Annotated in this window: 25 protein-coding genes; 11 read left to right on the top strand and 14 right to left on the bottom strand. The window is 55.9% G+C overall.

Going from position 1 to position 26,627, the window contains the following annotated elements:
* Positions 1-24: 24 nt before the first annotated feature.
* Both mgtA and SERAS12_RS15560 read right to left on the bottom strand, forming a co-directional pair.
* Complete coding sequence (gene mgtA / locus SERAS12_RS15555; protein ID WP_013813550.1) at positions 25-2,724, bottom strand: magnesium-translocating P-type ATPase; 2,700 nt, start codon at positions 2,722-2,724, stop codon at positions 25-27.
* A 199-nt stretch (positions 2,725-2,923) separates the two neighbouring features.
* The gene (locus tag SERAS12_RS15560; protein WP_004946253.1) at positions 2,924-3,622 is read right to left on the bottom strand and encodes an MgtC family protein; all 699 of its coding nucleotides are present in this window, start codon (positions 3,620-3,622) and stop codon (positions 2,924-2,926) included.
* A gap of 515 nt (positions 3,623-4,137) precedes the next feature.
* Between SERAS12_RS15560 and SERAS12_RS15565 the strand changes: the two genes are divergently transcribed.
* On the top strand, positions 4,138-6,321 hold the full coding sequence (locus SERAS12_RS15565) for a glycoside hydrolase (protein WP_013813551.1): 2,184 nt from the start codon (positions 4,138-4,140) through the stop codon (positions 6,319-6,321).
* A 64-nt stretch (positions 6,322-6,385) separates the two neighbouring features.
* Complete coding sequence (locus SERAS12_RS15570; RefSeq protein ID WP_013813552.1) at positions 6,386-7,771, top strand: CoA transferase; 1,386 nt, start codon at positions 6,386-6,388, stop codon at positions 7,769-7,771.
* Position 7,772: 1 nt separating this feature from the next.
* Here the strand turns inward: SERAS12_RS15570 and SERAS12_RS15575 are convergent, their stop codons facing one another.
* A complete protein-coding gene (locus SERAS12_RS15575) occupies positions 7,773-8,645 on the bottom strand; it encodes a LysR substrate-binding domain-containing protein (protein WP_013813553.1) in 873 nt (290 codons plus the stop codon).
* 100 nt (positions 8,646-8,745) lie between these two features.
* On the opposite strand from SERAS12_RS15575, the gene SERAS12_RS15580 reads away from it, so the two are divergent.
* The gene (locus SERAS12_RS15580; RefSeq protein WP_013813554.1) at positions 8,746-10,161 is read left to right on the top strand and encodes a pyridoxal-dependent decarboxylase; all 1,416 of its coding nucleotides are present in this window, start codon (positions 8,746-8,748) and stop codon (positions 10,159-10,161) included.
* A gap of 768 nt (positions 10,162-10,929) precedes the next feature.
* Positions 10,930-11,559, top strand: coding sequence for a transcriptional regulator RcsA (gene rcsA / locus SERAS12_RS15585; protein WP_013813555.1), 630 nt, complete (start codon positions 10,930-10,932; stop codon positions 11,557-11,559).
* A gap of 230 nt (positions 11,560-11,789) precedes the next feature.
* Here the strand turns inward: rcsA and dsrB are convergent, their stop codons facing one another.
* Together dsrB and cspE are read right to left on the bottom strand one after the other, a co-directional pair.
* Positions 11,790-11,990 (bottom strand): protein DsrB, encoded by a 201-nt coding sequence (gene dsrB, locus SERAS12_RS15590; protein ID WP_004946272.1) that lies wholly within the window; start codon positions 11,988-11,990, stop codon positions 11,790-11,792.
* 346 nt (positions 11,991-12,336) lie between these two features.
* Positions 12,337-12,549, bottom strand: a complete 213-nt coding sequence (gene cspE, locus SERAS12_RS15595; protein WP_004946278.1) for a transcription antiterminator/RNA stability regulator CspE — start codon at positions 12,547-12,549, stop codon at positions 12,337-12,339.
* A gap of 548 nt (positions 12,550-13,097) precedes the next feature.
* On the opposite strand from cspE, the gene SERAS12_RS15600 reads away from it, so the two are divergent.
* From SERAS12_RS15600 to SERAS12_RS15610, 4 genes are all read left to right on the top strand, one after another.
* On the top strand, positions 13,098-13,469 hold the full coding sequence (locus tag SERAS12_RS15600) for a hypothetical protein (RefSeq protein ID WP_013813557.1): 372 nt from the start codon (positions 13,098-13,100) through the stop codon (positions 13,467-13,469).
* A 249-nt stretch (positions 13,470-13,718) separates the two neighbouring features.
* Positions 13,719-13,835 (top strand): FeoB-associated Cys-rich membrane protein, encoded by a 117-nt coding sequence (locus SERAS12_RS26515; protein WP_006326216.1) that lies wholly within the window; start codon positions 13,719-13,721, stop codon positions 13,833-13,835.
* A gap of 141 nt (positions 13,836-13,976) precedes the next feature.
* The gene (locus SERAS12_RS15605) at positions 13,977-14,186 is read left to right on the top strand and encodes a hypothetical protein (RefSeq protein ID WP_006319262.1); all 210 of its coding nucleotides are present in this window, start codon (positions 13,977-13,979) and stop codon (positions 14,184-14,186) included.
* 161 nt (positions 14,187-14,347) lie between these two features.
* Positions 14,348-15,355, top strand: coding sequence for an NAD(P)H-quinone oxidoreductase (locus SERAS12_RS15610; protein WP_013813558.1), 1,008 nt, complete (start codon positions 14,348-14,350; stop codon positions 15,353-15,355).
* Positions 15,356-15,393: 38 nt separating this feature from the next.
* On the opposite strand, the gene SERAS12_RS15615 is transcribed toward SERAS12_RS15610, so the two are convergent.
* Together SERAS12_RS15615 and SERAS12_RS15620 are read right to left on the bottom strand one after the other, a co-directional pair.
* Entirely contained in the window at positions 15,394-16,476 is a 1,083-nt protein-coding gene (locus SERAS12_RS15615; RefSeq protein WP_013813559.1) for an endonuclease/exonuclease/phosphatase family protein, read from the bottom strand.
* 110 nt (positions 16,477-16,586) lie between these two features.
* Positions 16,587-17,639 carry an SDR family oxidoreductase gene (locus tag SERAS12_RS15620; protein ID WP_013813560.1) on the bottom strand — a complete coding sequence of 351 codons (1,053 nt, stop codon included), beginning with the start codon at positions 17,637-17,639 and terminating at the stop codon, positions 16,587-16,589.
* 111 nt (positions 17,640-17,750) lie between these two features.
* Between SERAS12_RS15620 and SERAS12_RS15625 the strand changes: the two genes are divergently transcribed.
* Positions 17,751-18,683 (top strand): LysR family transcriptional regulator, encoded by a 933-nt coding sequence (locus SERAS12_RS15625; RefSeq protein ID WP_013813561.1) that lies wholly within the window; start codon positions 17,751-17,753, stop codon positions 18,681-18,683.
* A gap of 3 nt (positions 18,684-18,686) precedes the next feature.
* On the opposite strand, the gene SERAS12_RS15630 is transcribed toward SERAS12_RS15625, so the two are convergent.
* From SERAS12_RS15630 to SERAS12_RS15650, 5 genes are all read right to left on the bottom strand, one after another.
* Positions 18,687-19,079 carry a YidB family protein gene (locus SERAS12_RS15630; RefSeq protein WP_013813562.1) on the bottom strand — a complete coding sequence of 131 codons (393 nt, stop codon included), beginning with the start codon at positions 19,077-19,079 and terminating at the stop codon, positions 18,687-18,689.
* A 93-nt stretch (positions 19,080-19,172) separates the two neighbouring features.
* Complete coding sequence (locus SERAS12_RS15635; protein ID WP_013813563.1) at positions 19,173-19,421, bottom strand: GlsB/YeaQ/YmgE family stress response membrane protein; 249 nt, start codon at positions 19,419-19,421, stop codon at positions 19,173-19,175.
* A 15-nt stretch (positions 19,422-19,436) separates the two neighbouring features.
* Positions 19,437-19,634 (bottom strand): DUF883 family protein, encoded by a 198-nt coding sequence (locus SERAS12_RS15640; protein WP_013813564.1) that lies wholly within the window; start codon positions 19,632-19,634, stop codon positions 19,437-19,439.
* 351 nt (positions 19,635-19,985) lie between these two features.
* Positions 19,986-20,888 carry a LysR family transcriptional regulator gene (locus tag SERAS12_RS15645; protein WP_013813565.1) on the bottom strand — a complete coding sequence of 301 codons (903 nt, stop codon included), beginning with the start codon at positions 20,886-20,888 and terminating at the stop codon, positions 19,986-19,988.
* 52 nt (positions 20,889-20,940) lie between these two features.
* The gene (locus tag SERAS12_RS15650; protein WP_013813566.1) at positions 20,941-21,714 is read right to left on the bottom strand and encodes an SDR family oxidoreductase; all 774 of its coding nucleotides are present in this window, start codon (positions 21,712-21,714) and stop codon (positions 20,941-20,943) included.
* 268 nt (positions 21,715-21,982) lie between these two features.
* On the opposite strand from SERAS12_RS15650, the gene SERAS12_RS15655 reads away from it, so the two are divergent.
* Positions 21,983-22,399 (top strand): VOC family protein, encoded by a 417-nt coding sequence (locus tag SERAS12_RS15655; protein ID WP_013813567.1) that lies wholly within the window; start codon positions 21,983-21,985, stop codon positions 22,397-22,399.
* Positions 22,400-22,452: 53 nt separating this feature from the next.
* Here SERAS12_RS15655 and SERAS12_RS15660 read toward each other — a convergent pair whose 3' ends face one another.
* Positions 22,453-22,647 carry a hypothetical protein gene (locus SERAS12_RS15660; RefSeq protein WP_013813568.1) on the bottom strand — a complete coding sequence of 65 codons (195 nt, stop codon included), beginning with the start codon at positions 22,645-22,647 and terminating at the stop codon, positions 22,453-22,455.
* 153 nt (positions 22,648-22,800) lie between these two features.
* On the opposite strand from SERAS12_RS15660, the gene SERAS12_RS15665 reads away from it, so the two are divergent.
* A complete protein-coding gene (locus SERAS12_RS15665; protein WP_013813569.1) occupies positions 22,801-24,363 on the top strand; it encodes a GGDEF domain-containing protein in 1,563 nt (520 codons plus the stop codon).
* 41 nt (positions 24,364-24,404) lie between these two features.
* On the opposite strand, the gene paaZ is transcribed toward SERAS12_RS15665, so the two are convergent.
* Entirely contained in the window at positions 24,405-26,477 is a 2,073-nt protein-coding gene (gene paaZ, locus SERAS12_RS15670) for a phenylacetic acid degradation bifunctional protein PaaZ (RefSeq protein ID WP_013813570.1), read from the bottom strand.
* Between the last annotated feature and the right edge of the window lie 150 nt (positions 26,478-26,627).

Raw genomic sequence — 26,627 nt, forward strand, 5'->3', positions numbered from 1 at the left:
CATTGCGCCCGGCGGTCAGGGTCATTACAGCCACTCACCGAAGCGGCGAATATAGAAACGCTTCATCATTTGCGCGACTACGCAGTAGCTGACCAGCGTGCCGGCCAGCCACGGGAAGTATTCCCACGGCAAGGGCTGCAAACCGACCCAGGCACCCAGCGGCGAGAACGGCAGATAAATGCCCAGCGCCATTACCAGCGCCGTGGTCAGCAGAACCGGCAATGCGGCGGTGCTCTGAATGAACGGGATCTTCTGGGTGCGCAGCATATGCACCACCAGCGTTTGCGACAGCAACCCTTCAATAAACCAGCCGGACTGGAACAATGCCTGATGCTCGACGCTGTTGGCGGCGAAGACGAACCACATCAGCGCATAGGTGGTGATATCAAAAATGGATGAGGTTGGTCCAATCCACAGCATAAAGCGGCCGATGTTCTTCGCATCCCACTTGCGCGGCTTACGCAGAAACTCTTTGTCCATCTTGTCCCACGGCAGCGACAACTGGGAAATATCGTACATCAGGTTCTGAATCAACAGGTGGATCGCCAACATCGGCAAGAACGGGATAAACGCACTGGCCACCAGCACCGAAAACACGTTGCCGAAGTTGGAGCTGGCGGTCATGTTCAGGTATTTGATGATATTGCCGAAGGTTTCACGGCCTTTGATTACCCCTTCTTCCAGCACCATCAGGTTTTTTTCCAGCAGAATGATGTCCGCCGACTCCTTGGCGATGTCGGTGCCGGTATCCACCGATATACCGACGTCCGCATCGCGCAGCGCCGGGGCATCGTTAATACCGTCGCCGAGGAACCCGACGGTGTGGCCATTCGCCTGCAACATCTTCAACACCCGCGATTTCTGTAGCGGTGTCAGTTTGGTAAAGACCGTGCGTTGCTCCACTTCACGCGCCAGCGTTTCATCGTCCATCTGTTCGATTTGCGGGCCGGAGAGCGGCTCGCCCGGCTCCAGCCCGACGTCGCGACAAATCTTGCAGGTGATCACCGGATTATCGCCGGTCAATACCTTCACCGCCACACCGTTTTCCTGTAGTGCAGAGATTGCTTCCTGCGCGCTCTCCTTCGGCGGATCGAGGAAGGTCAGGACGCCCTGGATCACCATATCGCGCTCATCGGCCACGCTCAGCGGCATGGGATCTTTCTGCTCACCCAACTCCCGCGTCGCCAGCACCAGCACGCGGAATCCATCCTCATTATACTGGGCGGCAAGCGCCTGCAGCGCCGCACGCCGCGCCTCATCCAGCACCAGCGTCTGCTGCCCCTCGCGCACGTGGGTGGCGATGTCCAGCATCTCCTCCACCGCCCCTTTGCAGATCAGCCGCTGTTGGCCATTGTCATCCGCCACCACGATCGACAGACGGCGTCGTACAAAATCGAACGGCAGCTCATCCACCTTGCTAAAACGCCCCAGCGCTTCGATGCCCGGCTTACCTCGCCCGAATCGGATCACCGCCTGATCCATCAGATTTTTCATGCCGCTTTGGTGGGCGCTGTTCAACCACGCCAGGTGCAGCACCTCATTATCTTTGGCACCGCCGGCGTCCAGATGATGCTCGAGGATGATGCGATCCTGGGTCAGGGTGCCGGTTTTATCCGTACAGAGCACGTCCATAGCGCCGAAGTTCTGGATAGCATTCAGGCGCTTGACCACCACTTTGCGCCGCGACATGGCAATCGCGCCCTTCGCCAGGTTGGAACTGACGATCATCGGCAGCATCTCCGGTGTCAATCCCACCGCCACCGCCAAAGCAAACAGCGCCGCTTCGCTCCAGTCGCCCTTGGTAAAGCCGTTGATCAGCAACACAATCGGCACCATAACCAGCATAAAACGGATCAACAGCCAACTGACGCTGTTCACCCCACGATCGAAGGCCGTTTGCGAACGGGAACCGACGATCGACTTGGCCAACGAGCCAAAATAGGTGCGCCCGCCGGTCGCCACCACGACCGCCGTGGCGGTGCCGCTGGCGACGTTGGTGCCCATCAGGCAGATATTCGGCAGTTCCAACAGCGCATGCTCGCTGGAGACTTCCTCCTCGCTCGATTTTTGGCTGACGTTGCCCATCGCATCGTATTTCTCGATCGGGATTGCCTCCCCGGTCAGGATCGCCTGGCTGATGAACAGATCGCGTGAGGCAAGCAGGCGCACGTCCGCCGGCACCATGTCCCCGGCGGAAAGCTGGATGATATCTCCCGGCACCAGTTCGCGAATTGCCACTTCCAGCGTCAAGGGCTGCGCGCTGTAGCTGCTGCGGCGCAATACCGTTGCGGTAGTGCGCACCATCGATTTCAGCGTTTCCGCTGCCTTGTTGGTCCGGTATTCCTGCCAGAAACGCAGCAACCCGCTGAGTGAGACCATCACCAGTATGATTATCACGCCAATGAGATCGGTTTCTTCACCGCGCCGGAGAGGCAACCAGTAATCGGTAAAGAAACTGATCGCAGCCAACACCATAAGAACAAAGATAAATGGGTTATTAAATGCGCCAATCAGTTGCACCAGCGCGTGCGGCGCTTTCTCATGGGCAACCTGGTTAACGCCGAATTGCTCCAGGCGTTCATCAGCATCATCCTGGGTCAGGCCATTACGGTTGCATTTTAAATTTGCCAGCGTCTGGTCGACGCTGTTTTTCGCCTCTTGCGCGATGGCGTAAGGTGCCTCTTTTTTATCGCGACGGCGTAGGTTGTCATTAATATAGGTCATAACGCTATTCTCTTATCTTATTCTGCGCACAGGGTTACCTCGCCTGATTAACAGGTGAATAGGCGCAGAATGGAATTTATTTAATCAGTGTAATTGCCGGGTTTTATAACCACAGGCAATTACGTCGAACAATCAATATTATGGGGTCATCGTCCATGACGCCTCCTTACCACCAAATGAAGTGAATATTAATGAAGAATTAAACGGGTAATTCAGAAGCCACTCGCCAGCGTACGGCGCTCACGCTTTTTTCCAGGCTGACGCGGCAGACAATACCCTCGATTTCTTTTTGCGCTGCGGGATTGGCCGTTATCTCGGCACAAACCTCAAGCTGGCCGGGAATGGATATATCGGCGCTGCGCAAAGATTGCAATCTTAGTGCCACGCCGTTCAGTGCCTGCAATATCAGCGTGCGTACCAGTATTTCATCTTGTTCGCCGCAGGTAACCTGAATGCGATAACACAGTTCCAGATCGGTCGCCTGCTGCTGAGGTTGCAGATTGATGCGCTGCGCCGCTTCACGCAGCAGAATATTCGCGCACAGGATCACCAGCGTCGCCAGTACTGCATTCCAGTACTGCCCCAGGCCGCACAGCACGCCAATCGCCGCCGAGCACCACAGCGTGGCGGCGGTATTCAAGCCACGGATGTTCAGTCCTTCACGCATGATCACCCCGGCGCCCAGAAAGCCGATGCCGGAAACAATCTGCGCGGCAACCCGCCCGGCGCTGGAAGGATCGGTGGACATGGAGCTGAGGATAAACACCGCCGCACCGGTGGCCACCAGCGCATTGGTGCGCAGGCCGGCCATACGCTGACGCCACTGCCGCTCAGCGCCAATAACCGCGCCCAGGCTCATCGCCAGTAATAGATTTAAAACAAAAGGAGTCATAGCCATGACTGTCCCCTTAATAAACTGCAGGAGATAAAATCATGTGCTCTTTAGCACACGCGAAATTGCGCCAATAATATATTAGCGAACGAACGCGTCAGTGCCTGGAGGGAAAAGGCTGTGGCTGCAAATTGCCATAATAACGTCCAAATCAATTCGCCTGATGCCATTGGGCCTCAGGTACAACAATGAGATTCGGGTTTGCACAGCTCGGAATAAAAAGAGAGGGGTGCTGCCCGCCGTTTTCGGCAAGCAACAAATCAGAAGAGGATTGGTCAGCTTGCCTTATTTATATCGCTACAACTAAAACTGTCCAATTGTGTTTCCTCACTGAAATTTTGGCTGAGTATAGTGACGCAGAGTAATGATGTAAAGGCGAATTTATTAAACAGAAATTAAACTGCATAACGCCATTTATTTGACGCGCTACGCAATCTGCCGCATTGGCTTTGGGTGATACGCTTATTATCTATAGACTAGCGTCTCAACAGGACATTAATCCCCGAAGGACAGCCAATCCGATGAACATGCTTCGCCTTTCCATCAGTTTCGCCCTGTTTGCCGCCTTCCCCACCGACGCCCTGTTACTGCAACAGGGAACGGCCCGTTTTGACATCGACCCGGCCACGCTGCAAATCGCAACAGGCAAAACCATCGTCAATCAGGCTCAGGCCGCGCAAACCGTGGCCGAACTGCAAAGCACGTCAACGCAGGCCCGTTGGCAATGGCCGGACAGCGCCATGCAGGTGTCCGCCAGGCTTGAGGACGGCGATCTGCGTCTTAGTTTCAACACCCGCCGGGCGCAGACGTTGAATTGGTTCACCCTGCCGCAGCAGGCCGACACCCTGTTGCTGCCAATAGGTGAAGGCAGTCGTATCCCGCTGGAAAATGCCGTCTGGCAGCGGTATCTGGTTAAGGAAATGACGCCGCTGGATACCAATTGGGATCTGAAGTTGCCGCTGTGGAGCCTGGAGAAACAGGGCAAGGTGTATAGCTGGCTTCTGCTTACGCCGTTCAGCAATCAGGTCAACTTTGCCAACGCAAAGGGCGTATTCAGCATGCGCAGTAGCCACCAGTTCAACCGTTTGAATCAGCAACAGGCTTTCGACGTGTTGCTGCATGTGGGTGAAACGCCATTATCCGGCGCGCGTCGTTATCGCCAGTATTTGCAGCAAAGCGGCCAGTTCAGCAGTCTGCGCGATAAAATCCGCACGGCCCCGGAGGGCGAAAAGCTGATTGGCGCCACGCATATTTATCTGTGGGGCGACAAACTGCTGGCACCCGCTGACGTGAAAAACTGGCCAGGCTTGCTGTCCTGGCTTATCTCCCCGCCTGGCGAAGCGCTGCGGCAGAAAATGGATGCCGAAAACCAGAAAGCGCTGCGCCAACTGGCGGGAAAAACGCCGGAGGGCTGGCAACAACTGACGCTGATCGACGCGCTGAACCAGGCGCTGGTCGCGCTGACGCCGCTCAACGCTACGCCGGACGATCCAGACTTCCTGGAAGCGCAACATCGGCAGGCCGTCAGCGTGCGCGAGCTGGCGCAGCGGCAGCTTGGCGCCTATCTGGCGCCGGCAGACAGCTGGGGTCAGGGGTTGGCGAAACCACTGATCGAGGCGCTGCATCAGGCCGGGCTGCCGCGCCTGTGGTTGGGCACCGATAATTGGACCACCGAGTTTTTGCATCCACAGGCGGTGGAGAGCGCCAAGACATTGGGCTATCTCATCGCCAGTTACGACTCTTACGACACGGCGATTCCCCGAGGAGTCAACGACGGTTGGCTGACGGCCCAGTTGCCGACAGCACTGCGTGAAGACTGTGCCATCGTACGTGCCGACGGCACTAAAAAACCCGGTTTCGGCAAGCAAGGCTACTACCTGAATCCCGGTTGCGTATTGCCCTATTCCCAACAGCGCATGCGCAGCCTGGTACAACTGGCCGGGCTGAACAGCCTGTTCCTTGACGTGGACGGCACCGGAATGGTGTCTGATGACTATCAGCCCAATCACCCTACCGGCGCTGCGCAAATGGCGCTGGCGCGCAACGCGCGACTGGCCTGGTTCAGCGACACACTAAAACTGCCGCTTGGTTCTGAGGATGGCAATGCGGTAACCGCCCGCCACATCATGTTTGCCCACGGCATGGAAACCTGGGGCTTCGGCTGGGGTGACAAGCAGATGAATCAGGATAAATCCTCGCCCTACTATCTGGGTGCCTGGTGGCCAAATGCCCAGCCGGCCTTTTTCTTCAGCCCGGCCAAGGTCAAAGAACCCTACCGAACGGTGGAGTTTGATCCGCGCTATCGCCTACCGCTGTACCAGGCGGTGTTTCACGATGCCGTTATCGCCAGCCACCACTGGAATTACGACAACCTGAAATTCAGCGATGTCAAAACCGCGCGCAGCCTGCTCAGCCAGTTGTACAACACCGCGCCGATGTTCCACCTCAACCGCGCTACCCTCCAAGCACGTCTGCCGGAGATCAAGCGGGCCGATACGGCGTTTCGCCCGCTGCATCAGGCGTTGTGGGATAAGGCGCTGACAGACTTCCGCTGGCTGGATGCGGCGGGCTGGGTACAGCAAACCACCTTCAGCGACGGTTCAACGTTGACCGCCAACTTTGGCAACCAGCCGTTCGAGGGCATCGCCGCCCAGAGCCTGCATGCCAAACTGGCGGACGGCCGCACCCTGAACATCACGCAATAGCAACTCCGGCCGGGGTGAACTACGCTAGGCTCAGTCCCCCGATCGGCAACGATGGAGTTTACTGATGCCTACCCTTACCCAGAAGCTGCTCGAAGAAATCTGGCAAAGCCTGAGCCACAGCCCTTCTCCTGTGGGCCAATTGGCGGTCAGCGGCGAAGGCGAGCTGGCCAGCGCATTCCCGGTGACCGAACTGGCTACGGCCTGTTGGGGCGCAGCTGGCCTGGCCTGCGCCGGGCTGTTGCAACAAAGCAAAGGCGGTATTCCGCAGGCATTGGTCGATCGTCGACTGGCTTCGCTGTGGTTCGGTTGGACTCTGCGGCCACTGGGGTGGCAACCGCCTTCCGCCTGGGACGCGCTGGCAGGTGATTATGCCACGCGCGACGGCTGGATCCGCCTGCATACCAATGCGCCGCATCACCGTAAAGCGGTGGAGCAGGTACTGGGGCCGCATCAGGATAAAGGCACGCTGGCGCAAAAGGTGCTGGAGTGGCAAAAAAGCGAATTGGAACAGGCGGTGATAGAGGCCGGTGGCTGCGCGGCGGAAATGCGCCCGGTCGAGGCGTGGCGGCAGCATATTCAGGGCAAAAGCGTCGCACAGGAGCCGTTAATCCACCAAACGCGGCAACCTGAAGCCCCGCCCCCTGCCTGGACGTTGCCGGCCGCCAGACCGCTGCACGGCGTGCGGGTGTTGGACCTGACGCGGATTATCGCCGGGCCGATCGCCACCCGCTTTCTGGCCGGGTTGGGTGCGGACGTATTGCGTATCGATCCCTACGGTTGGGATGAACCGGGCGTCGAGCATGAAGTGCTCCTCGGCAAACGCTGCGCGCGCCTGAATCTGAATAACGCCCACGATCGCCACACCTTTGAGCATCTGCTGCAAAACGCCGATGTCATCGTTCATGGCTACCGCGCCGGTGCGCTGGAGAAATTGGGCTATGGCGCGGAACAACGGCGCGCGCTGTCGCCGGGGTTGATCGACGTCTGTCTGAACGCTTACGGCTGGAGCGGCCCGTGGCGTGGGCGGCGTGGCTTCGATAGCCTGGTGCAAATGAGCTGCGGGTTGGCGGCATCAGGTATGACGTGGAAAAACGCCGCCATGCCGGTGCCATTGCCGGTACAGGCGCTGGATCACGCTACCGGTTACCTGATGGCGACAGCGGTGCTGCATGGCATGCGCGAGCGACTGGAGCACCGCACCGGCTACAGCGCACGACTTTCCCTTGCCCGCACCGCTCAACTGTTATTTGATAATCCCTACCCGCAAGGGCAGTTGTCAAAACCGCTGGCACCGGTCACTGCGGCCGATGAAAACCCGGAAACCGAGTTGACCCATTGGGGTGCCGCGCTGCGCCTTTGCGCCCCGCTGCATCTGAACGGAACTGCGCTGCAATGGGCACTGCCCGCTACCGCTCTGGGCACTTCCCAGCCGGAGTGGCTGCGCCGCTGATTCAGGCCAGTTGGCGTTGTAACCAGTGCAATAACTCTTCGACCGCCGGCGTCAAACCGGCGGTCTGCGGCCAAACCAGATAAAAATCGCTCTTATCCAGATGTCTGGCCTCGGCCAGCGCCACCAGCCGCCCCTCCGCCAGGGCATCGCTGACCAGCAGCCTTTTCACCAACGCAACGCCAAACCCCTGCTCTGCGGCGCGGATCAGCAAACCGGCGTCATTAAACAGCGCCAATTGCTGGCCGCACTCCTCCCGCTGATGCGCTGTAAACCAACTGCGCCACGGCGTAACATCATGCTCCAGCAGCGGCGTGCGCGGAGAACCCTTGTCGAATGCCGCCTGCCACTGTCGCGCCAACTCAGGGGTGGCCACCGGCACCACCTCCCCAGAAGCGATACGCTGCGCCTGCAAATTCGGCCATTGACCCTCGCCAATACGAATAGCCACATCAAACCCCTTGCGCGACAGATCCTGCACCGCCAGAGAAGCGTCGATATCCAGCGCAATGCCGGCGCAGGCCTCGCGGAAAGCCGACAACCGCGGCATTAACCAATAGTGAGCGAAGGATGGCAGCACGCTGATGCGCAGCGTGTGGCTTTGCGCAATACGCCTGACGCGGCCAATCCCCTGTTGCAGAGCCTGTAGCGCCGGTTCCGCCACCGCCAACAGTTCGCGGCCGGCGGCATTCAAACGCAACCCGCGCCCGTGCCGTTCAAACAACGGGCAGCCGATCGCCTGTTCGAGCTGCTGAATCTGTTGGCTAACCGCGCCGTGGGTCAGATGTACCTGCTGCGCGGTGGCACGCAAATTCTCCATTTGGGCGGCAATCACAAAGGTCGGCAGGGTATGCAGGGGAATACGATCATTGAGCATTGGTTAGTCCTGCTATCCAAAAGGGTCATTTTTCATCGATTTTCGCCCCAAAGTAAATGGTCTAAGGTGTCATCCTTATCTTTTCTCTCCGGAGCCACAGATGCACCCTCGCTTACAGCAGGATCTTGACCAATTTCCACAGATACTTGACCGGACCCGCCAGTTGGCAGACGGGTTTCTTGCCGGGTTGAAGCAGCGCCCGGTTTACCCTCCTCTTGAGGCCCAACAGCTGCAGTTGGGCGACGACCAGCTGGCGGACAGCGGCAACGGCGCTTTGGCGACGCTGGAGGATTTCTGGTTACGCTATGCAGAGGGTCTCTCAGGCAGCGCCGGGCCGCGTTATTTTGGCTTTGTCACCGGCGGCGCTACTCCGGCCGCGCTGGCGGCGGATTGGCTGGTTAGTGCCATAGACCAAAACAGCCTGCTGAGCCACGATACCGTTGCCGCAGCGATTGAGCTGGCCACTATTGAGCAATTGAAGTCGTTGCTGGGTTTACCGAAAGCATTTAGCGGCAGCTTTGTCAGCGGGGCGACCATGGCCAACTTTGTCGGCCTCGCCATTGGCCGCCAGTGGCTGGGGCAACAGCGTGGGATCGATGTCGCCCAGCAGGGATTAGCGGCGTTAGGGCCAATACAGGTGCTGTCGGCGAATGCCCATTCCAGCAGCGTGAAGGCACTCAGCATGCTCGGGATCGGCCGCGATGCGCTGAAAATCATCGACAGTCTGCCGGATTCCGAAGCCATAGACACTGCAGCGCTGGAGCGGCATCTGGCCGCCAGCAATGGCGTGCCTGTTATCGTGTTGGCCAGCGCCGGCACGGTCAACACCGTGACCTTTGACGATCTGCCGCGCCTGCTGGCACTGCGCGAACGCTACCCGTTCTGGTTGCACGTTGATGCCGCTTTTGGCGGTGTCGCCGCCTGTTCACCGCACTATTCCCCGCTCTTGACCGGCTGGGAGCAAGCGGATTCAATCACCGTTGACGCACATAAATGGTTAAATGTGCCCTACGACAGCGCCATTCAATTCACCCGTCATTTGGAACTGCAGATGCAAGTTTTCCAAAACCATTCGGTCTATATGGAAGCGCCGACGTTACGCCCGGACGACTACCTGCACCTGACGCCGGAAAACTCACGGCGTTTCCGCGCCCTGCCGTTATGGATGGCGCTTAAAGCTTATGGCCGCAGCGGCATGCAGGACATGGTTGAGCGTAATATCCAGTTGGCGCGCCGGTTGGGCGCAGGGTTGGATGCCAGCGAGGGTTTTCATCTGCTGGCGCCGGTCAATTTGAACGTGGTGTGCTTCGCTCTCAGTCACGTTGAAGGGGATGCCGCGGCCGCACGGGATCGCTTTATCGCCCGGCTCGATCGACATGGTATAGTGCGCTGCACCCCTACGCGTTATAACGGGCAACCCGGGATCCGCGCCGCGTTGGTCAATTGGATGACGGAAGAAGAAGATATCCGCCTGGCGCTGGAATCGTTGCAACACTGCCTGCCAGAAGCGTTTTAATCACCAAGTTTAAGGGCGCCCTTGCGGCGTCCTGCTTTATCATTGTTATTACTACCAACATACTGCAAGCAGCAGGCCCGGTGTATTGTCCCCTTATCGCCCCTCTTCAGCGCCACACCCGGCCACAATGGGCAAAATAGTTCAGAGAAACCAATTAATCACTCTCTGACATTTCTCACATTTTGTGGAATAGCACATATAGCTACATCAACTCGTTGTTATAACGCCCGTTTCCTTAACAAAGAACCGGTTCCATGTTAACTCAATGTGAGTGCTGGATATCGCAACTGATAAAAAAAGAAAAAATTCTTATTATCAAACATGAAAATAAAACCAGCAATTCATTGATTTATAACTATAAATTTATAAAAATCAAAATTTGGCAACTCTCAATGTGTTGAAAAATCAGACTGAAAAATGTTAAAAAAACAACACATGAATTTTTTTTAAGAATTTTCCTAGCAATTTAAAAATTCATTTCGTGACATGATGCGCAGATTCAATCATAACGATGCCCGCAGCCACGTAGCTCAGGCATAAGTTAGCGTTCTTGACTGGCTATTTATCGGTTAGCAGATTATTCTGACTTAAGCTAAACTTATAGATTCATGCAATTAATTAGTTTAGAAAGAAAATATCGTTGAGTGCCGTCGTGTTTATTGATAGAACACTGGCTATACGTGAAATTTTGTTCCATTTTTTTGCCTTTAGGCTTCAGGCTTTTTCTCTTTGTTACCGCGGTAAAACGGATTTAAGTGGGGGTGCGATATGCCAACGATCATTATGGATTCATGCAGCTATACCAGATTGGGTTTAACAGACTACCTGACAACACACGGAGTAAAAAAACGCCAAATTAATGCCATCAACGATATCGACGATCTGCATGAAAAATGCAGCAAGTTGAAACCCAGCTTGGTGTTTATTAACGAAGATTGCTTTATACACGAAGCCAATGCGACAGAACGTATAAAACGGGTGATTTCACTGCACCCGGACACCTTATTCTTCATCTTTATGGCTATCACCAACGTACATTTTGACGATTATTTATATGTTCGTAAAAATGTCATTATCTCGTCAAAATCCATCAAGCCAGAGACTATGAATCAGTTACTTAGTCACTATCTTGAGAAAAAAGCCACTCGTACGGAAAAGACCTCATTTGACCAAACGCCCGTTACGCTGAGTCAAACAGAATCAAACATGTTGCGCATGTGGATGTCGGGTCAGGGAACCATCCAGATATCCGACCAGATGCAAATTAAAGCCAAGACCGTCTCTTCCCACAAGGGAAATATCAAAAGAAAAATTAAAACGCACAACAAGCAAATTATTTATCATGTTGTCCGTTTAACCGACACCTTAACCAGTGGGATATTTGTCAATAGCCGCTAGGTAAAGAGATTTACCGTGTATTCTGCTCAATCTTGGTTTTAAATGTCTTACAGCCAGTCATCCTGGATATAAAACATTTAAATAACCTCATACCTGCTCGCGACGACATTTTCGGCCGCGGCGGGTATTCCCGCAGCAAAAATAGCCCCTCCCCTCCGAAATAATAACCTTGCGAAAAACTTGCGAATTAAATTAATCCGTTGGAGAGATATTGGATCTTTGCCGAGCGTCTACCGGGTTCCGCCCTGTCTCAGTTCGACAAAGGTGCCGTCCCGGCTGTCAATCTCGTTGAAAAACCAGACGCCGGCTGGATAGTCATCCAACGCGACCAGGTACATTATCCCTTCATTGAATTCTTCTACCGCCAGTATCACCCCCTCACGCCTTAGTTCACCGTCGGTTTTAACCGTTACCAGATCGTTAACTTTCATACTGTGCCCCATCATTTATCATTGATGTCAGTGTATTACAGAATAAGGTGCGAAAAACACTGTGCGGTGCCGGTAAACCCGCAGCTCGCCCGTTTTAGCGCTTTCCTAAAGCGTAGCAGGCCGCCGCACCAACCTGTTTTTTCACTTTCTTAACGTTTTGACCGCAGAATCTTAAGCCCGCAAAGGATAGGCTGTTCACAGGTGCTTCCCCCCAGAGAGGTGCCTGCAAATGAAGAAGTAACAAGGAACTTTTGCCCGCAGACTTGCGGGCTTTTTTTTGCCTTCGGCAAATTACAGGCACAAAAAAACCCGCCTTGGCGGGTTTTTGTTAATCAGCAGAAGCCGATTAGATAGCGGTAACGTTAGCCGCTGACGGACCTTTAGCACCGTTCTCGATAGAGAACTGTACGTTCTGGCCTTCAGCCAGGGTCTTGAAGCCTTGATCCTGGATAGCAGAGAAGTGTACGAACACGTCTTTGCTGCCGTCTGCTGGAGTGATGAAACCAAAACCTTTAGACTCGTTGAACCACTTCACTTGACCTTTGATCATGTTAGACATGTCTAATTCCTTCAATATTAAATGTAAGCCACCATGGGCGTATGATATAGCCGGTCATCAGTTACTTATGGAGGCACTAGAAAGGAAATTCGTCAGAGAAGAGCTATCTAGGATAACGCTTTAAATTTGAACTACTTTACTCAAAATGTCGTGCATAAATAGGTCTGTACCACAGGCCGAGAAGCATTAACTCATGACAGGACTTTAATAGCAACTCTTTTTGTCAGCCCCTCTGTAGAAACGGGGTTAAACGCACAGAATTTAACCCAATTTGTTTGATTTATCAGCGTTATCAGCCGTATTCGCCCGATAATGGCGGCCAGGCACAGCCAAAATTTTTTTTAAATTTCGCCTCGGCCAAGTGGCCACCTTGTTGAGATTGAACACAATTTCGCCTTTCACCCTGCCAACAAACCTGGTCCGATACTTGATAAAGAGAAATTATTTATGGAGCAGCCTCAAAAGAAGACACTCAGCCCTATAAATGATAGTCATTCTCGTTTGTCTGTTTTATAGTTGCGACGCGTAATTATGAAGGGAGATCGACCATGCTTAGAAAGCGTACGCTGGCAGCATCCTGCTGCACTGCCCTGTTGATGCTGAGCGCCTACTCAGCCCAGGCGCTCGATTTATCTTATACCGCGCCGGAGCCAAGCCTCACGCCTGCGCCCGTGCCGCAAAGCGCGCTTGGCCCAGCAGCTAAAACGGCCAAGCCACCGGTTGTCTGGTCTGAGTCAGAGGACAAAACCGGTTTTAGCGTTGAAATGGAATGCGATCACCCCGGTTGCAGCCGTCCACGCGCCAAACCCTATTCGGCGCTTAACGGCCCGGTGAAAAAAACCGACCGCCGCCGCCAGTCAGATCCTTATTCCACCAATCAGGATGACGATTACAGCCTGAATATGGGCTATCAGTGGTAGCTGAGCTTTAAGAGTTATCCCTATATCTGCCGCTGCGGAGAGTTCATACAATGGCGCCCTGTTCACCACTCCTCCTGGTGCTGAACATGACAAGCTGTGTTGTAAATTTTTATGCGCCTTCCTATAGGCGCTTTTTTTATGTCTAAATATCAATAACCTGCTGCGTTACAGAATGGTCTCATTGCGCGATAACGTGATAACTGTCACAAATAGCGGCTCCTTAGCCACTCTTTATCGGAGGTTAGTCTCATGGCGACAGAATATATGTCTTTACTGGCGGTTTTGGCCGGCATTGCAGGATATGCGCTGTACAAACACTTTAAATCACAGAAGAAAAGCACGCTGATTCGTCCGCACGATCGTTGACAGAACAGGGGGAGCATAACCTCTGGGTTATGCTCCAGGCCGCACAACCGTTCACTGTCATGCTTCCATCACAAAATTGTCACAATTCAGCCATATCATGGTCCACGATTATCCGAACTGGCTTACACCAAGGATTTCGTTATGACCACCATTAAAGCAACCAACCATCAGGAAGCAGAAAAGCTGATCCGTTATGGAACAGCCAAGAAAATCGAACTGGCTTATGACATCGACAGCGACGATTTTTTCCAGCTCGCCAGTCTGTGGTGTGATAAAGGCGCCAAGATCTCCAAAGGGAAAGAGCACTTCATCGTCTCACTCAAAGGCTTCCGCATTCCGCCAAACGACTGATACCATGCCGCCCCTGCGGCGGCTCCCCTCCTCTGCCCCCTAAAAACCGCCCAATGATCCACATTCTCCTGTCGGCATTTCTGTAAGATAAAATATGAATGACAGCAGGCGCTTATCTACACTGTTCACTGTGCCTGAACGCCAATCGGAGGAGAATGACCATGTCAGTAAACCCGCCACTGCCCAACACCATGAAAGCGATCGAGATCAGCCAACCGGGCGAACCGGAGGTGCTGGTTGTCGCCGAGCGGCCATTGCCGACGCTGCAACAAAGTGAGATTTTAGTGAAGGTCGCCGCCGCCGGGGTTAACCGGCCCGACGTTATGCAACGCCGTGGCCAATACGCGCCGCCGCCCGGTGCGTCGGATATTCCCGGTCTCGAAATAGCCGGTGAAGTGGTTGCCATCGGCGTTGGGGTGAAAAATTATGCCATCGGCGATCTCGTATGCGCCCTGATTGCCGGCGGCGGCTACGCCGAATACTGCAAAGTGCATGAGAGCAATGCGCTGCCGGTGCCTCAGGGCATGAGCCTGACGGAGGCGGCAGCCATCCCTGAGACCTTCTTTACCGTCTGGGTCAATGTCTTCCAACGCGGGCATCTAAAGGCCGGTGAAACCGTACTGATCCACGGTGGCACGTCAGGCATTGGTACCGTCGCCACTCTGCTGGCGAAAGCGTTCTGCGCCCACGTGATCACCACCGTCGGCTCCGAGGAAAAACGTCAGGCCAGCCTGGCGCTGGGCGCCGACGTAGCGATTAACTACCGTAGCGAAGACTTCGTCGAGCAGACCAAACACGCGACCAACGGCAAGGGTGCAGACGTGATTGTCGATCTGATCGCCGGGGATTACGTGGCGAAGAACTACCAGGCGGCGGCGATGGATGGACGCATTGTGCAAATCGGCACCCAGAACGGCGTGGTCAAAGAACTGAACCTGATGCCGCTGCTGCTCAAACGTCTGACTCACACCGGCTCTACCCTGCGCGCGCGCAGCGTGGAAGATAAAGCGCAAATTGCCGCTGATTTGCAGCAAAAGGTGTGGCCACTGCTGGAGCGTGGCGCGTTAAAACCGCAGATATTCAAAACGTTCCCGCTGGAACAAGCGGCCGCTGCACATGCGTTGATGGAGTCCAGCGTGCATATCGGCAAGATTATGCTGACCCTCTAAAGAGAGACACCCCGCAGCTGACGCCGCGGGGTGATATTTCAGGTGCCCGGCGTATGCACGTCCTCTGGCGAAGAACCGGTGTTGGCCAGTTTTTCCTGCGCCAACGCCTCATCTTCGCTATCTTTCTCCAGGCTTTCCTGTTCAGCCCCCTGCTTCGGCGCGTACACCAGTTCCACCAAAATCGGGAAGTGATCCGAACCGACGTGGGTTAAACGACGCAGCGTGCCGAGCACAAAATCATCGCTGTGAAACACATGATCCAGCGGCCAGCGCAAGAACGGATAGCCGGCATGGAAAGTGCTGAACATGCCGCGGCCGCGACGCGGATCCAACAGGCCGCTGACTTTGAGGAACAAGCGGGTGGTGGTCGACCAAGCCACATCGTTCAGATCGCCGGTCACAATCGCCGGGAACCTCGATTTGGCAACACTTTTGCCCACCATGACCAGTTCGGCGTCACGATCTTCCGACTCGTCATTCTCGGTGGGACTTGGCGGCATCGGGTGCACGCAGTGCAGGCGCACCTGCGGCCCTTGCGGCAAATGCACCATCATGTGCATCGACGGAATCTCTTTATCCACCAGGTACTGAATTTCCGCATCGCTGAGTTTCAGCCGCGAATAAACATGCATGCCGTAAAGATTATCCTGCGGGCATTTCAAACTGTGAGGATAATCCTGTTCCAGCGGCGCCAGCCGCTGCTCCCACCAACTGTCGGTTTCCACCACCACCAGTACGTCCGGCCGTTCGGTCGCCACCAGCGCCAGCAGTTTATCCGCCTGCCGATTGGGGGTTAACACATTGCACACCAGAAGGCGCAAACGCGGCTTGTGTTGGTAGCCGGTAAAATCCACTACCTGGGGCTTGCTCAGTCGGGTATAAGGGAAGATCCATACCCCCTGATACACTACACAGGCCAGGTTCACCGCTATCATGCCCCACACCAACGACGAGGGCAGGGGCAGAAAAAGCAGGTTAAGCAGTAACACCGATAATGACAGCGCCAGTATTTGCAGGCGTGGAAAATCCCATACCCGAATCCACCAGGCTGTATGCTTTGAGAGTGGCGCAATGGTCACCAGCGCCAGCAAAAGCGTCAGTATGGCGGTAATCCCTGTCACGTTTATTTCCTCATCATCCCCCAGGCCGGTCGGGCTGACGGCCTCTCTGGCCGCCCGACCGGGCGGCAGCCAAAGAGTGCCATAAAAAGCGCCCGCCCCGCCAGCAGGCGCTAGGGAATAATCCTTCTGCGCCGAAACTCGTCAAACAGCGTGAAGAACATCGTTTCGGTTTCGACAAATTGGATGAAACCAAAGCGCCTCGCCTTGCTGCCGTCGGCAAACATGTCGTAGTCCCACGAGAAAACAAAATCGGCAAAGCGCCAGCCGGTCACCGCATGGTAATCAGTCACCGCCAAATCATGCTGCTGCGCGAGGGTCTCCCACAACGCGGTTTTATCCGCCATCATCTGTTCCAGCGGCATCGGCAGTGGCGGCGCCGTCTCCAGACCAAAATAATCGGCAATTTTCGGCCACATCTCGCTCCAACGGAACAGATCGCCATTATTGATGTTAAACGCCTGATTGGCCGCTGCAGGCTCGGTCGCCGCCCACAGCGTAGCCTGCGCCAGCAGGCCGGCATCGGTCATTTCCAACAGGCTGTGGTAAGCCACCGGTTTGCCGGGAAAACGCAGCGGCAGCCCCAGCGCCTTGCTGATTGAGGCATAAACGGCAATGGTCAGCGCCAGGTTCATTGGATTGCCGAGCGAAAACCCGCCGACCACGCTGGGGCGAATCGCGCTCCAGCGCCAGCGTTTGCCCTGCTGTCGCCGTTCAAGGTGGTTTTGCTGATCCACGTTGAACTCCGGTGGCATATGCCCGGCGTCACTTTCACGCGCCGGGGTTTTAAATGGCCCCAGATGCGCACCATAAACCTTGTAGCCCTGCATCAGGCTGATGTGCTCCAGCCCTTGCGCTACCGGCTCCACCGCGTCTACCACGTTCGTCAACATCGCCAGATTCGGTGCCACCAGCCCCGCCCAGTCCGGCGCGTCCTGATAAGCGGCGTAGAAAATGTGGCTGACCTGCGTTAGAGGTTGCAGCGCGTCGCGCGTCGCCTGTGCATCCAGCAGATCAACCGCCAGATAACGCACTTGCGGCCGGTCCACGCCACCGCGCCGCGACAGGCCGACCACTTGCCAACCCTGCACGACCAGTTCCTCAATCAGTTTATGGCCGATGACACCATTAGCGCCGACCACCAGCGCCAGTTTGCCGCTTTGCATGCTCTCTCTCCTGCCATGTATGGATGCACCTACTGTGATCGATTAGCAAAGCTTGCGGTAGACGCTATTTTTAACTAACACTTATAAGCAAACCCTATAAATGGAGCATCGATGGACAAGCTGAGCGCCATGAAGACTTTTGTCCGCGTAGCGGAGCTGGGCAGCCTCTCGGCGGCGGCCCGCGATCTGGGGTTAACGCAACCGGCGGTCAGCCAGCAGATCGCAGGGCTGGAACAGCAATTGGGTACGCAATTGCTGTTTCGCAGCACCCGCGCCGTCTCCCTGACCGATGCCGGCGGTGGTTATTACCGGCAAATCAAACCGATTTTAGCGGCGGTAGACGAAGCGGAAGAGGCGCTGCACGGCCTGAACCAGCGGTTGCAAGGAAACTTACGCATTCATGCCCCCACGGGGTTCGGCCAGCAGCATCTGACGCCGCTGGCGATTGCCTTTCAACAGCGCCATCCGGAGCTGAATATTGAGTTACTGCTGGACGATCGTCGGGCGGATGTCATCGGCGAGAGCATTGACGTAGCGATTCGCTTTGGCGAACTGAGCGCGCCGGGTACGGTGGCACGGCGGTTGGGGGAATTACAGCGCATTCTCGTGGCCTCGCCGGCTTATCTGGCGGCGCATGGCACACCGCAAACGCCGCCCGCGCTGGCGGTCCATGCGCATATTCGCTACAGCGGCCTTAGCGACGGCGATGCGCTGACGTTAATCGGCCCTCAGGGCGCCGAGATGGTGAATGTGCGGCCGGTATTCCGCGCCAACAACACCTTCTCGCTGCTGGCCGCCATCGAGTATGGTTTGGGCATCGGTGGTGCGCAACGGCCGCTGATTGGCCGGCAATTGGCGGCAGGCACGCTGGTACAGGTATTGCCTGCCTGGCACTATCCGCCGATGGCGCTGCATGCCGTTTATCCCGCCGCGCGGTTTATTCCCGGCAAAGTGCGGGCATGGGTAGATTATTTGCTGAAAGCGTTGGAGGGCATTGAAGGCATTAGGCTAAACAAGGCCCCCGACCCGATGCCGGGGGCCTAAGCGTTATTTGAACAGCTTACCGACCATATCGCCCAGTTCGTCGCTGTCCTGCTGCACTTCGCCATTTGGCGATGCGGCGTCAGTCACCGACGGCAGGAACTGCGCGATGGTGCTGGAAGCCTGAGCAGGATCGATCCCCAGCTTTTCGGCCAACTGGTTGATGGCATCGCTGCCCAGCGCCTGCTGAACGTGATCGCCACTGATCGGCTGGTTTTCACCGTTGCCCAACCATGAGCCGACCACATCGCCGAATTGCCCCTGGCGGAACTTGTCCAAAATCGCCTGCAGGCCGCCTTGCTGCTCGACCCATTGCATGATAGCGACGTAATCCAGGCCTTTGCCACCGTTAGCTCCGCCACCCAGAATACTGCCCAATACGTTATCAAACAGACCCATGGTCATCCCCTTCTGGCCGCCGACCCAGGCCGCGCGACCGCTATGATTTAACGAAAAAGGGTCGCCGCAGCGACCCTGTTGATCAGCATCTGACTAGCTTCTGACCTTTCTGTAGACAAAAAGTACCACCAGGGCACCGATTATTGCGACAACGAAGCTGCCCAGGTTAAAGCCATCTACGCGACCCATACCGAAGAAGGTACTGATATAGCCGCCAACTACCGCACCGATGACCCCGAGGATAACAGTCACGATAAAGCCACCGCCGTCCTTGCCCGGCATGATCCATTTAGCCAGGATACCGGCGATTAAACCAAAAATGATCCAGGAAATGATGCCCATTTTTACTCTCCCTATTTACTTTTTGCCTAAAAGAAAACCTATCACCAGGCCCACAACGGCGCCGGCGCCAACCCCAGCCCAGGGGTTGTCCTTAATGTAAGAACAGGAGTGACCGGCAACGTCTTTCAAACCGGCCCGCACTTCACATGCGGCAGATTTTGCACTGCCACACAGCTGTTCCACATTGTCTTTAACGTCATTTTTAACTGACATTTCATATCCTTAAGTTAACATAGCCGAAAAATTCACACCTATGTTTCCCTATGCTTGCCGTTACCGGCAGCGCGATACAGGGTGATTCGCGACAAATACGCAGCTTCACACTGTTACTATAGTCAAATATCAGCAGTTTACACATTTCCGTCTGTCTGAATTTACCTGTATAAAAAATAATCAAATTCATCTGACTGTCATTTCCGCGGGCTATACTTGAAGTGAATATTTCCGCTGGAGATAGGCAATGAACAATACGCCATTCATGCTGATACTGGCTGTCATCTACACCTTTGCCGCCTTCTGGGATGGGTCTGCCGCGCAGTTGCTGATGTAATCTCGCGCCCCGATTCAACTTTCGCAAAACGGCTTGATTAAGCAGCTGAACCACTCGGCAAACGCCGTGAAACGCGCCGAACGTTGACGTCGGTGGGGGTAAAGCAACGCAATGCTCATCGCCGATGGCCGGGCTTGCGGCAAAATCTCTCGCAGGCTGCCGTCATCCAGATGATGCTGTAGATCAAACCGCGGGTTCTGAATCATTCCCAACCCTTCCAGACAGCAGCCGATATAATTTTCCGCATTGTTGACCGTCACCCGGCTACGCAGCGTTTTTTCAACCGATTGCCCACCCTGCTCCCACTGCCAGGTCTCCGCGCCCGCCAGATTGGGCTGCGCGTACCCCACCACCCAGTGATCGTCCAGTTGATCGGTATGCTCCGGCGTCCCGTAGCGCCGCAAATAATCCGGGCTGGCGCAGTTGATCATGCTCAAACGACCAAGTGGCTGGCTGACCAGGCTACTGTCACTGAGGCTGCCGACACGCACCACGCAGTCTACCCCCTCCTGAATCAAATCGATCGAGCGGTCGCTGGCGCTAAGGAAGAGTTGAATATCGGGGTATTGCAGGAAAAAATCAGGCAGCGCCGGCACGATTATTCGCCGGGCAATGCGGCTGGGTACATCGACCGTCAAGCGGCCGCCTATCGGCCCGTTTTTCTGCTGAAACAGCGCGTCCAGCGCGTTCACGTCGAACAGCAGGCTGCGCGCTTTGTCGAGCAGCAGTTCGCCGTCGCTGGTCAACTGTACCTTGCGGGTAGTGCGATGAAACAGGCGCGCGCCCATTTCATGTTCCAACTGTTGGATCGCCGCCGACACCGTGGTTTTTGGCATCAGCAGGATATGTGAAGCGCGGATAAAACTGCCCACCTCGGCAACCTGGATAAAAACCCGTAATCTCCCTATCTTATCCACCGGCTGTGCATCCTGAAAAATAGCTGCGGCGGTTTGCCGCAGCAAATTGATATTAACGGGTAGTATAGCCACCGTTGGCGAACAACGTCTGCCCGGTGATCCACCAGCCGTCGGTGACCAAAAACTTGACGATAGGCGCGATATCCTCAATATCGGTCAGGCCGGTTTTCGAGAACTTGCTCAACGCGGCGGCACCGCTATGGTATTCCACCGCGTCCTTGCTTTCCTGCCCGTAGAAGAACGGCGTATCCATCGGGCCGGGGCCGATGGCGTTCACGCTGATGCCACGCTCGCCAAACTCCTTGGAAGCCGCGCGAGTAAAGTGTTCCACCGGTGCCTTACTGCCGGGGTATACCGCATAAAACGGCGTATAGGCCGCCAGCAGCGAACTGACGATGGTCACGATACGGCCATTGTCCGCCAGGTGTTTGCCTGCTTGCTGAATGAAAAAGAATGCCGCTTTGGCATTGACGTCAAAACTGGTGTCGTAATCCGCCTCAGTCACCTCGGCGATCGGCTTTTTGATCACCAGACCGGCGGTATTGATCGCAATATCCACCTTACCGAACGCCTTGATCCCTTCCTCAAACAGATGCGCCACGTTGGCTGGCCGGGTCAGATCGCCCTGCACCGCTATCGCCTGCGCCCCCGTCGCTTTCACTGCAGCCAGGGTTTCTTCCGCCGCCGCACGGGTCGCGTCGCTGTTGTAATGCACCACTATGGCCGCCGCGCCGTTGGCCGCCAAATCGCGTGCTACCAGGCCGCCCAGGTTCTTCGCGCCACCGGCGATCAACACCACTTTTCCATTCAAAGATTGCTTACTCATGACCATGACTCCGTTAGTGAAAGTTGCAATGAGTATAGGAAGCCTGACCACTCAGATAATCTGTCCAAATTGGGATGAATCATCCCACTTTTTCGCTCAATCTGTTTGGCCGCGTACCAAAGCGCCAGAGCGTGATCGTCCACCGGGCATTCACCGCGAATCGCACTACACTTGTAAGTCACCTGCGGCAATAGTTGCCCGGCGAAATTATTTATCCCCGCCCACGGGCCGGTTTACAGCCTGACGGGCCATAACCGAGGTCAATGTCATGTTGATTCAACCCTATTTATTTTTTAACGGTAATTGCGAGCAAGCGGTGAATTTCTACGCCCAGCAACTGGGCGGTAAAATTGAAATGATCATGCGTTACAAGGAGATGCCCGAGGAAGCAAAACAAGGTGGCCCACAGGATGCCGATCCGGAATCCATCATGCATGCAAGGTTGCTGATTGGTGAAAGCGCGCTGATGGCCTCCGACGGCTGCCCGCAGGATGGCGCCGACGCGTCACATAAAGGATTTTCCCTGTCGCTCAACCCAAAAGACGTGGAACAAGGGCGTGAACTGTTTGAAAAGCTGTCGCAGGGCGGACAGGTAACCCTGCCTTATGGGCCCACTTTTTGGGCCAAGGGGTTTGGCATGCTGACCGACCAATTTGGCGTCAATTGGATGATTAACGTTGAATAATCCCACGCCATCGCGGTGCCCGCGGCCTCTGGCGGACACCGCGCCTTCGGCAATCAGCTATAGTGATGCCAGTCGTAGGCTGCCATGGCGAACAGGATAAACAGCCCCGCCAGCAGCACCAGCCCCAAACGCCAGTAAGGCGATTTACGCCGCCGCCAGGCAAAAAATATCATCACCGCCAGCACGCCCAACGTGACCGGGTAATACACCGCCAGCGTCAGTAAAGTAATAATGATGGTGTCAGACACACTTGCGATCCTCTGGTTTCCGGGCGGTTTTGGACGAATTGTAACATCTGCCGAGGGTAACTTGTTTAAGGGAGTAGTGGTCAGCAGAATTAACGAATAAGATGTAAGATAGTTCTTAACTTTATTTAAAAATCACATAATAAAAAGGGTTACATGACACAGCAGCAACCGCAGGATGCCGATCTGCCGCACAGCGGTAAAAATTCCCCGTTATTATTTCAGGCTGGCGTGTTTGTCATCATCGTTGCCGCCACGCTGATTCTGTTTAACGTCTGGCAAATTTGGAATGCGCATCAGCGCGATCTGAAAAGCGCCGAATATGAATCCGCCAATCTGGCACGCTCTCTGGCGCAACATGCCGATGACACTTTCTTGCAAGTAGACAGTACGCTGTCCGATCTGACCGAACGCATTCAAACCGACGGGCTGGGCCAACCGCAGCAATTGCGGCTGCAAAAGTTGATGCAAGGACAGGTCGGCAATCTGCCTCAGTTGCATGGCCTGTTTATTTATGATGCGCACGGCAGCTGGATAGTCACCTCTTCAGGAAAGTTCGTGCAGGGCGCCAACAATGCTGATCGCGAGTATTTCAAATACCACCTCGAGCACAACAGCAACGCGATTTATATCGGCAAGGTGGTGCGCAGCCGTTCAACCGGCGATTTGATCATTCCGGTGTCACGCCGTTTAAATCACCCGGACGGCAGTTTTGCCGGCGTGGTGCTGGCGACGCTGTACGTCGATTATTTCCGCCAATTTTACGACACCTTTGCGCTTAACAGCGATGCCGCGCTCAGCCTGCTGCTGGCGGATGGCACCATCCTCTACCGCCGCCCTTATTCCGCCGCGTCGATCGGCAAAAATATTTCTCAGGGCGTCTTGTTCCGCGAAATTCTGCCACATTCCGAATTCGGCAATGCCACCATCACCTCGCTGTACGACAAGGTGGAAAGGATTTACGGCTATTCAAGGGTCAGCCGCTATCCGTTGGTGATCACCGCCGGACTGTCGAAGGAAGACGCGCTGGCCGACTGGCGCAACGATTCCGGCCTGTTTGTGGCCGGAGGCGCCACGCTGCTGGCCATTCTGTTGGCGCTGGGGCTGGTGTTGATGCGGCAGATAAACCATAGCGTACGCACAGAAGCCGAACTGATGCGCACCCGCGATCAGCTCACCAGCATCAACCTGCGGCTTGAAGAGCTGGCGTTGCTGGATGGCCTGACCGGGCTGGCCAATCGCCGCCAATTTGATATCGCCTTAAAGAACGAACTGGCGCGCGCGGCGCGAAACTACCGCAGCGTGGCGCTGCTGATGCTGGATATCGACTATTTCAAACAGTTCAACGATATCTACGGCCACGTCGCCGGCGACCAATGCTTGCAGCAGATCGGACAAATGCTCAAGGGGCTGGCCAGCCGCAGCAATGACATCATGGCCCGCTATGGCGGCGAAGAAATGAGCATCATATTGCCGGACACCGACGCTCAGGGGGCGCTGATTTTCGCCGAACGCGTGATGCAGGCGGTGCGTGAACTGAAGATACCGCATCAGGGGAATCCGCACGACGTTATCACCCTCAGCATTGGCATCTGCGCCAAAGTGCCGCATATGTACAACGACACGCCAATTGGTTTTATCAATATGGCGGACAGCGCGCTGTATCAGGCCAAAAAAGAGGGTAAAAACCGCATCGTCTGCAATAGCGCGGCGGTTTAACCCAGTCCCACGGTGATACATGACCGGCAATCTGTTGCCGGTCAGCTTACCGCCCCAACGTCGCCCTCCTGGCACGCCACCAGCGTCAAAATGCTGTACAGCGCCACCGCCTGCTGATGCTGATTCAACACCTGAACATCCCACACCACTACCCCATGCGGGCGATCCTCTGCGGTTTTCTGCGGCTTGCGGATTTTCTTTTTGCAGGTCAGGCGTACCTGGAGCGTATCGCCGATTTTCACCGGTTCGATAAAGCGCAGGTTTTCCATGCCATAGTTGGCGATCACCGGCCCCACACCCGGGTCGACAAACAGCCCGGCGGCGGCTGAAACCACAAAATAGCCGTGCGCTACCCGCTCGCCAAACAGCGATTCGGCGGCGCCGATCTTGTCCATGTGGGCGTAGAAATGATCGCCGCTCAAGCAGGCAAAATTCACGATATCGGATTCGGTCACGGTGCGGCGGGCAGTCAGCAGGCTTTCGCCCAGTTGCAGCTGCTCAAAGTATTTGCGGAACGGATGAACCGGATCCTCAATCACCGTCGCCCCGCGCACCCACTCGCGGCCAATCGCCGCCAGCATCGCCGGGCTGCCCTGGATGGCGGTGCGTTGCATATAGTGCTTCACCGCACGCAACCCACCCAACTCCTCGCCCCCACCGGCGCGCCCTGGCCCGCCGTGCATCAGCATCGGCAGCGGTGAACCGTGGCCGGTGGATTCCACGGCCGCGTGGCGATCCAGGATCAGCATACGGCCGTGGGCACAGGCGGTGGCGCGGATAAAGCGCGTTGCCAACGCCTCATCGGCAGTCACCAATGACCCCACCAGGCTGCCCTGGCCCAACAGCGCCAGTTCAATCGCCTGCTCGGTCTGTTGATACGGCATCAGCGTCGCCACCGGCCCGAAAGCCTCGGTGCCATGTACCGCCTGATGCGAAAACGGATCGGGGCAATACAGCAGCGTGGCCGGATAAAACGCGCCGTTCTGCGCCCCTTCACCGACCAGTTCCAGCTTATTGAGCGCCGCACCGCACAGCGGTTCGCAGCCGTGGTGCAGCAGGAATTCCACCTTTTGCTGCACATCATCGCGCTGCTCGCGGCTGACCAGCGCCCCCATGCGCACCTGCTCCAGTTTGGGATCGCCCACCGTTACCCCGGCCAGCCGTTGCAGTAGCGCCTGTTGCACCTCAACCACCCGCTTCGCCGGCACGATAATCCGCCGGATAGCTGTGCATTTCTGCCCGGCCTTGGCGGTCATTTCACGGCACACCTCCTTGATGAACAGCGCGAACTCCGGCATTTGCGGCGTGACGTCCTCCCCCAGCACGCAGCAGTTAAGCGAATCGGCCTCCATAGTGAAAGCGATAGATTTTGCCAACAGGCGCGGATGTGCACGCAGGTGTTGACCAGTCTGCGCCGAGCCGGTGAAGGTCACAGCGTCCTGATAATCCAGGTGATCGAACATGTCGCCGATACCGCCGCACACCAACTGCAAAGCCCCCTCCGGCACCAGCCCGCTGTCGATAATCAACCTGACCATCGCCTGTGTCAGCTGCGCGGTGGCCGTCGCCGGTTTAATGATGGCCGGCATGCCCGCCAGCCAGGTCGGCGCCAGTTTTTCCAGCATCCCCCAGCAGGGGAAGTTAAAGGCGTTGATATGCAGCGCCACGCCCGGCCGCGAGGTCAGCACGTGGCGAGCGGCGAACTGCGCCTGTTTGGATAATGAAATCGGCTCGTCCTCCGGCCACAGGGTATCGTCCGGCAGTTCACGTCCCGCCATGCCGGCATAGGCGAACAGCGTCGCGATGCCGCCTTCGATGTCCACCCAGCCGTCGCTGCGCGTGGCGCCGGTCTGGTATGAAATCTCATACAACGCCTCTTTGTGCGCCAGCAGGTGTTTAGCCACTGCCTTCATCATTTGCGCGCGCTGCTGGAATGTCATCTGCGCCAGCGCCCTGCCGCCTTTATTGCGCGCATAGTCCAGGCTGGCGGCCAGCGACAAGCCGTCGGAACAAACCTGATACAGCGGTTCGCCGGTAATGGCGTGATGGATTTCGCGGGCTTGCCCTTGGCCGAACACCCAGCCGCCAGAAAGGTAACTGTGTAACTGCTGCATGTACATCTCCGGAATTCATAAATTTACACTAGATAGCTTAATTACGTATCACATATTGTCCAGTTTGTGCCCGTTCAAAATTTAACAAAAGCCAAACAACATGACCGCAGCGCGAGCCAAACACATCGAAAACACGCTCGAACTGATTTT

This window comes from Serratia sp. AS12 (assembly GCF_000214195.1).
GTDB classification, from domain to species: domain Bacteria; phylum Pseudomonadota; class Gammaproteobacteria; order Enterobacterales; family Enterobacteriaceae; genus Serratia; species Serratia plymuthica.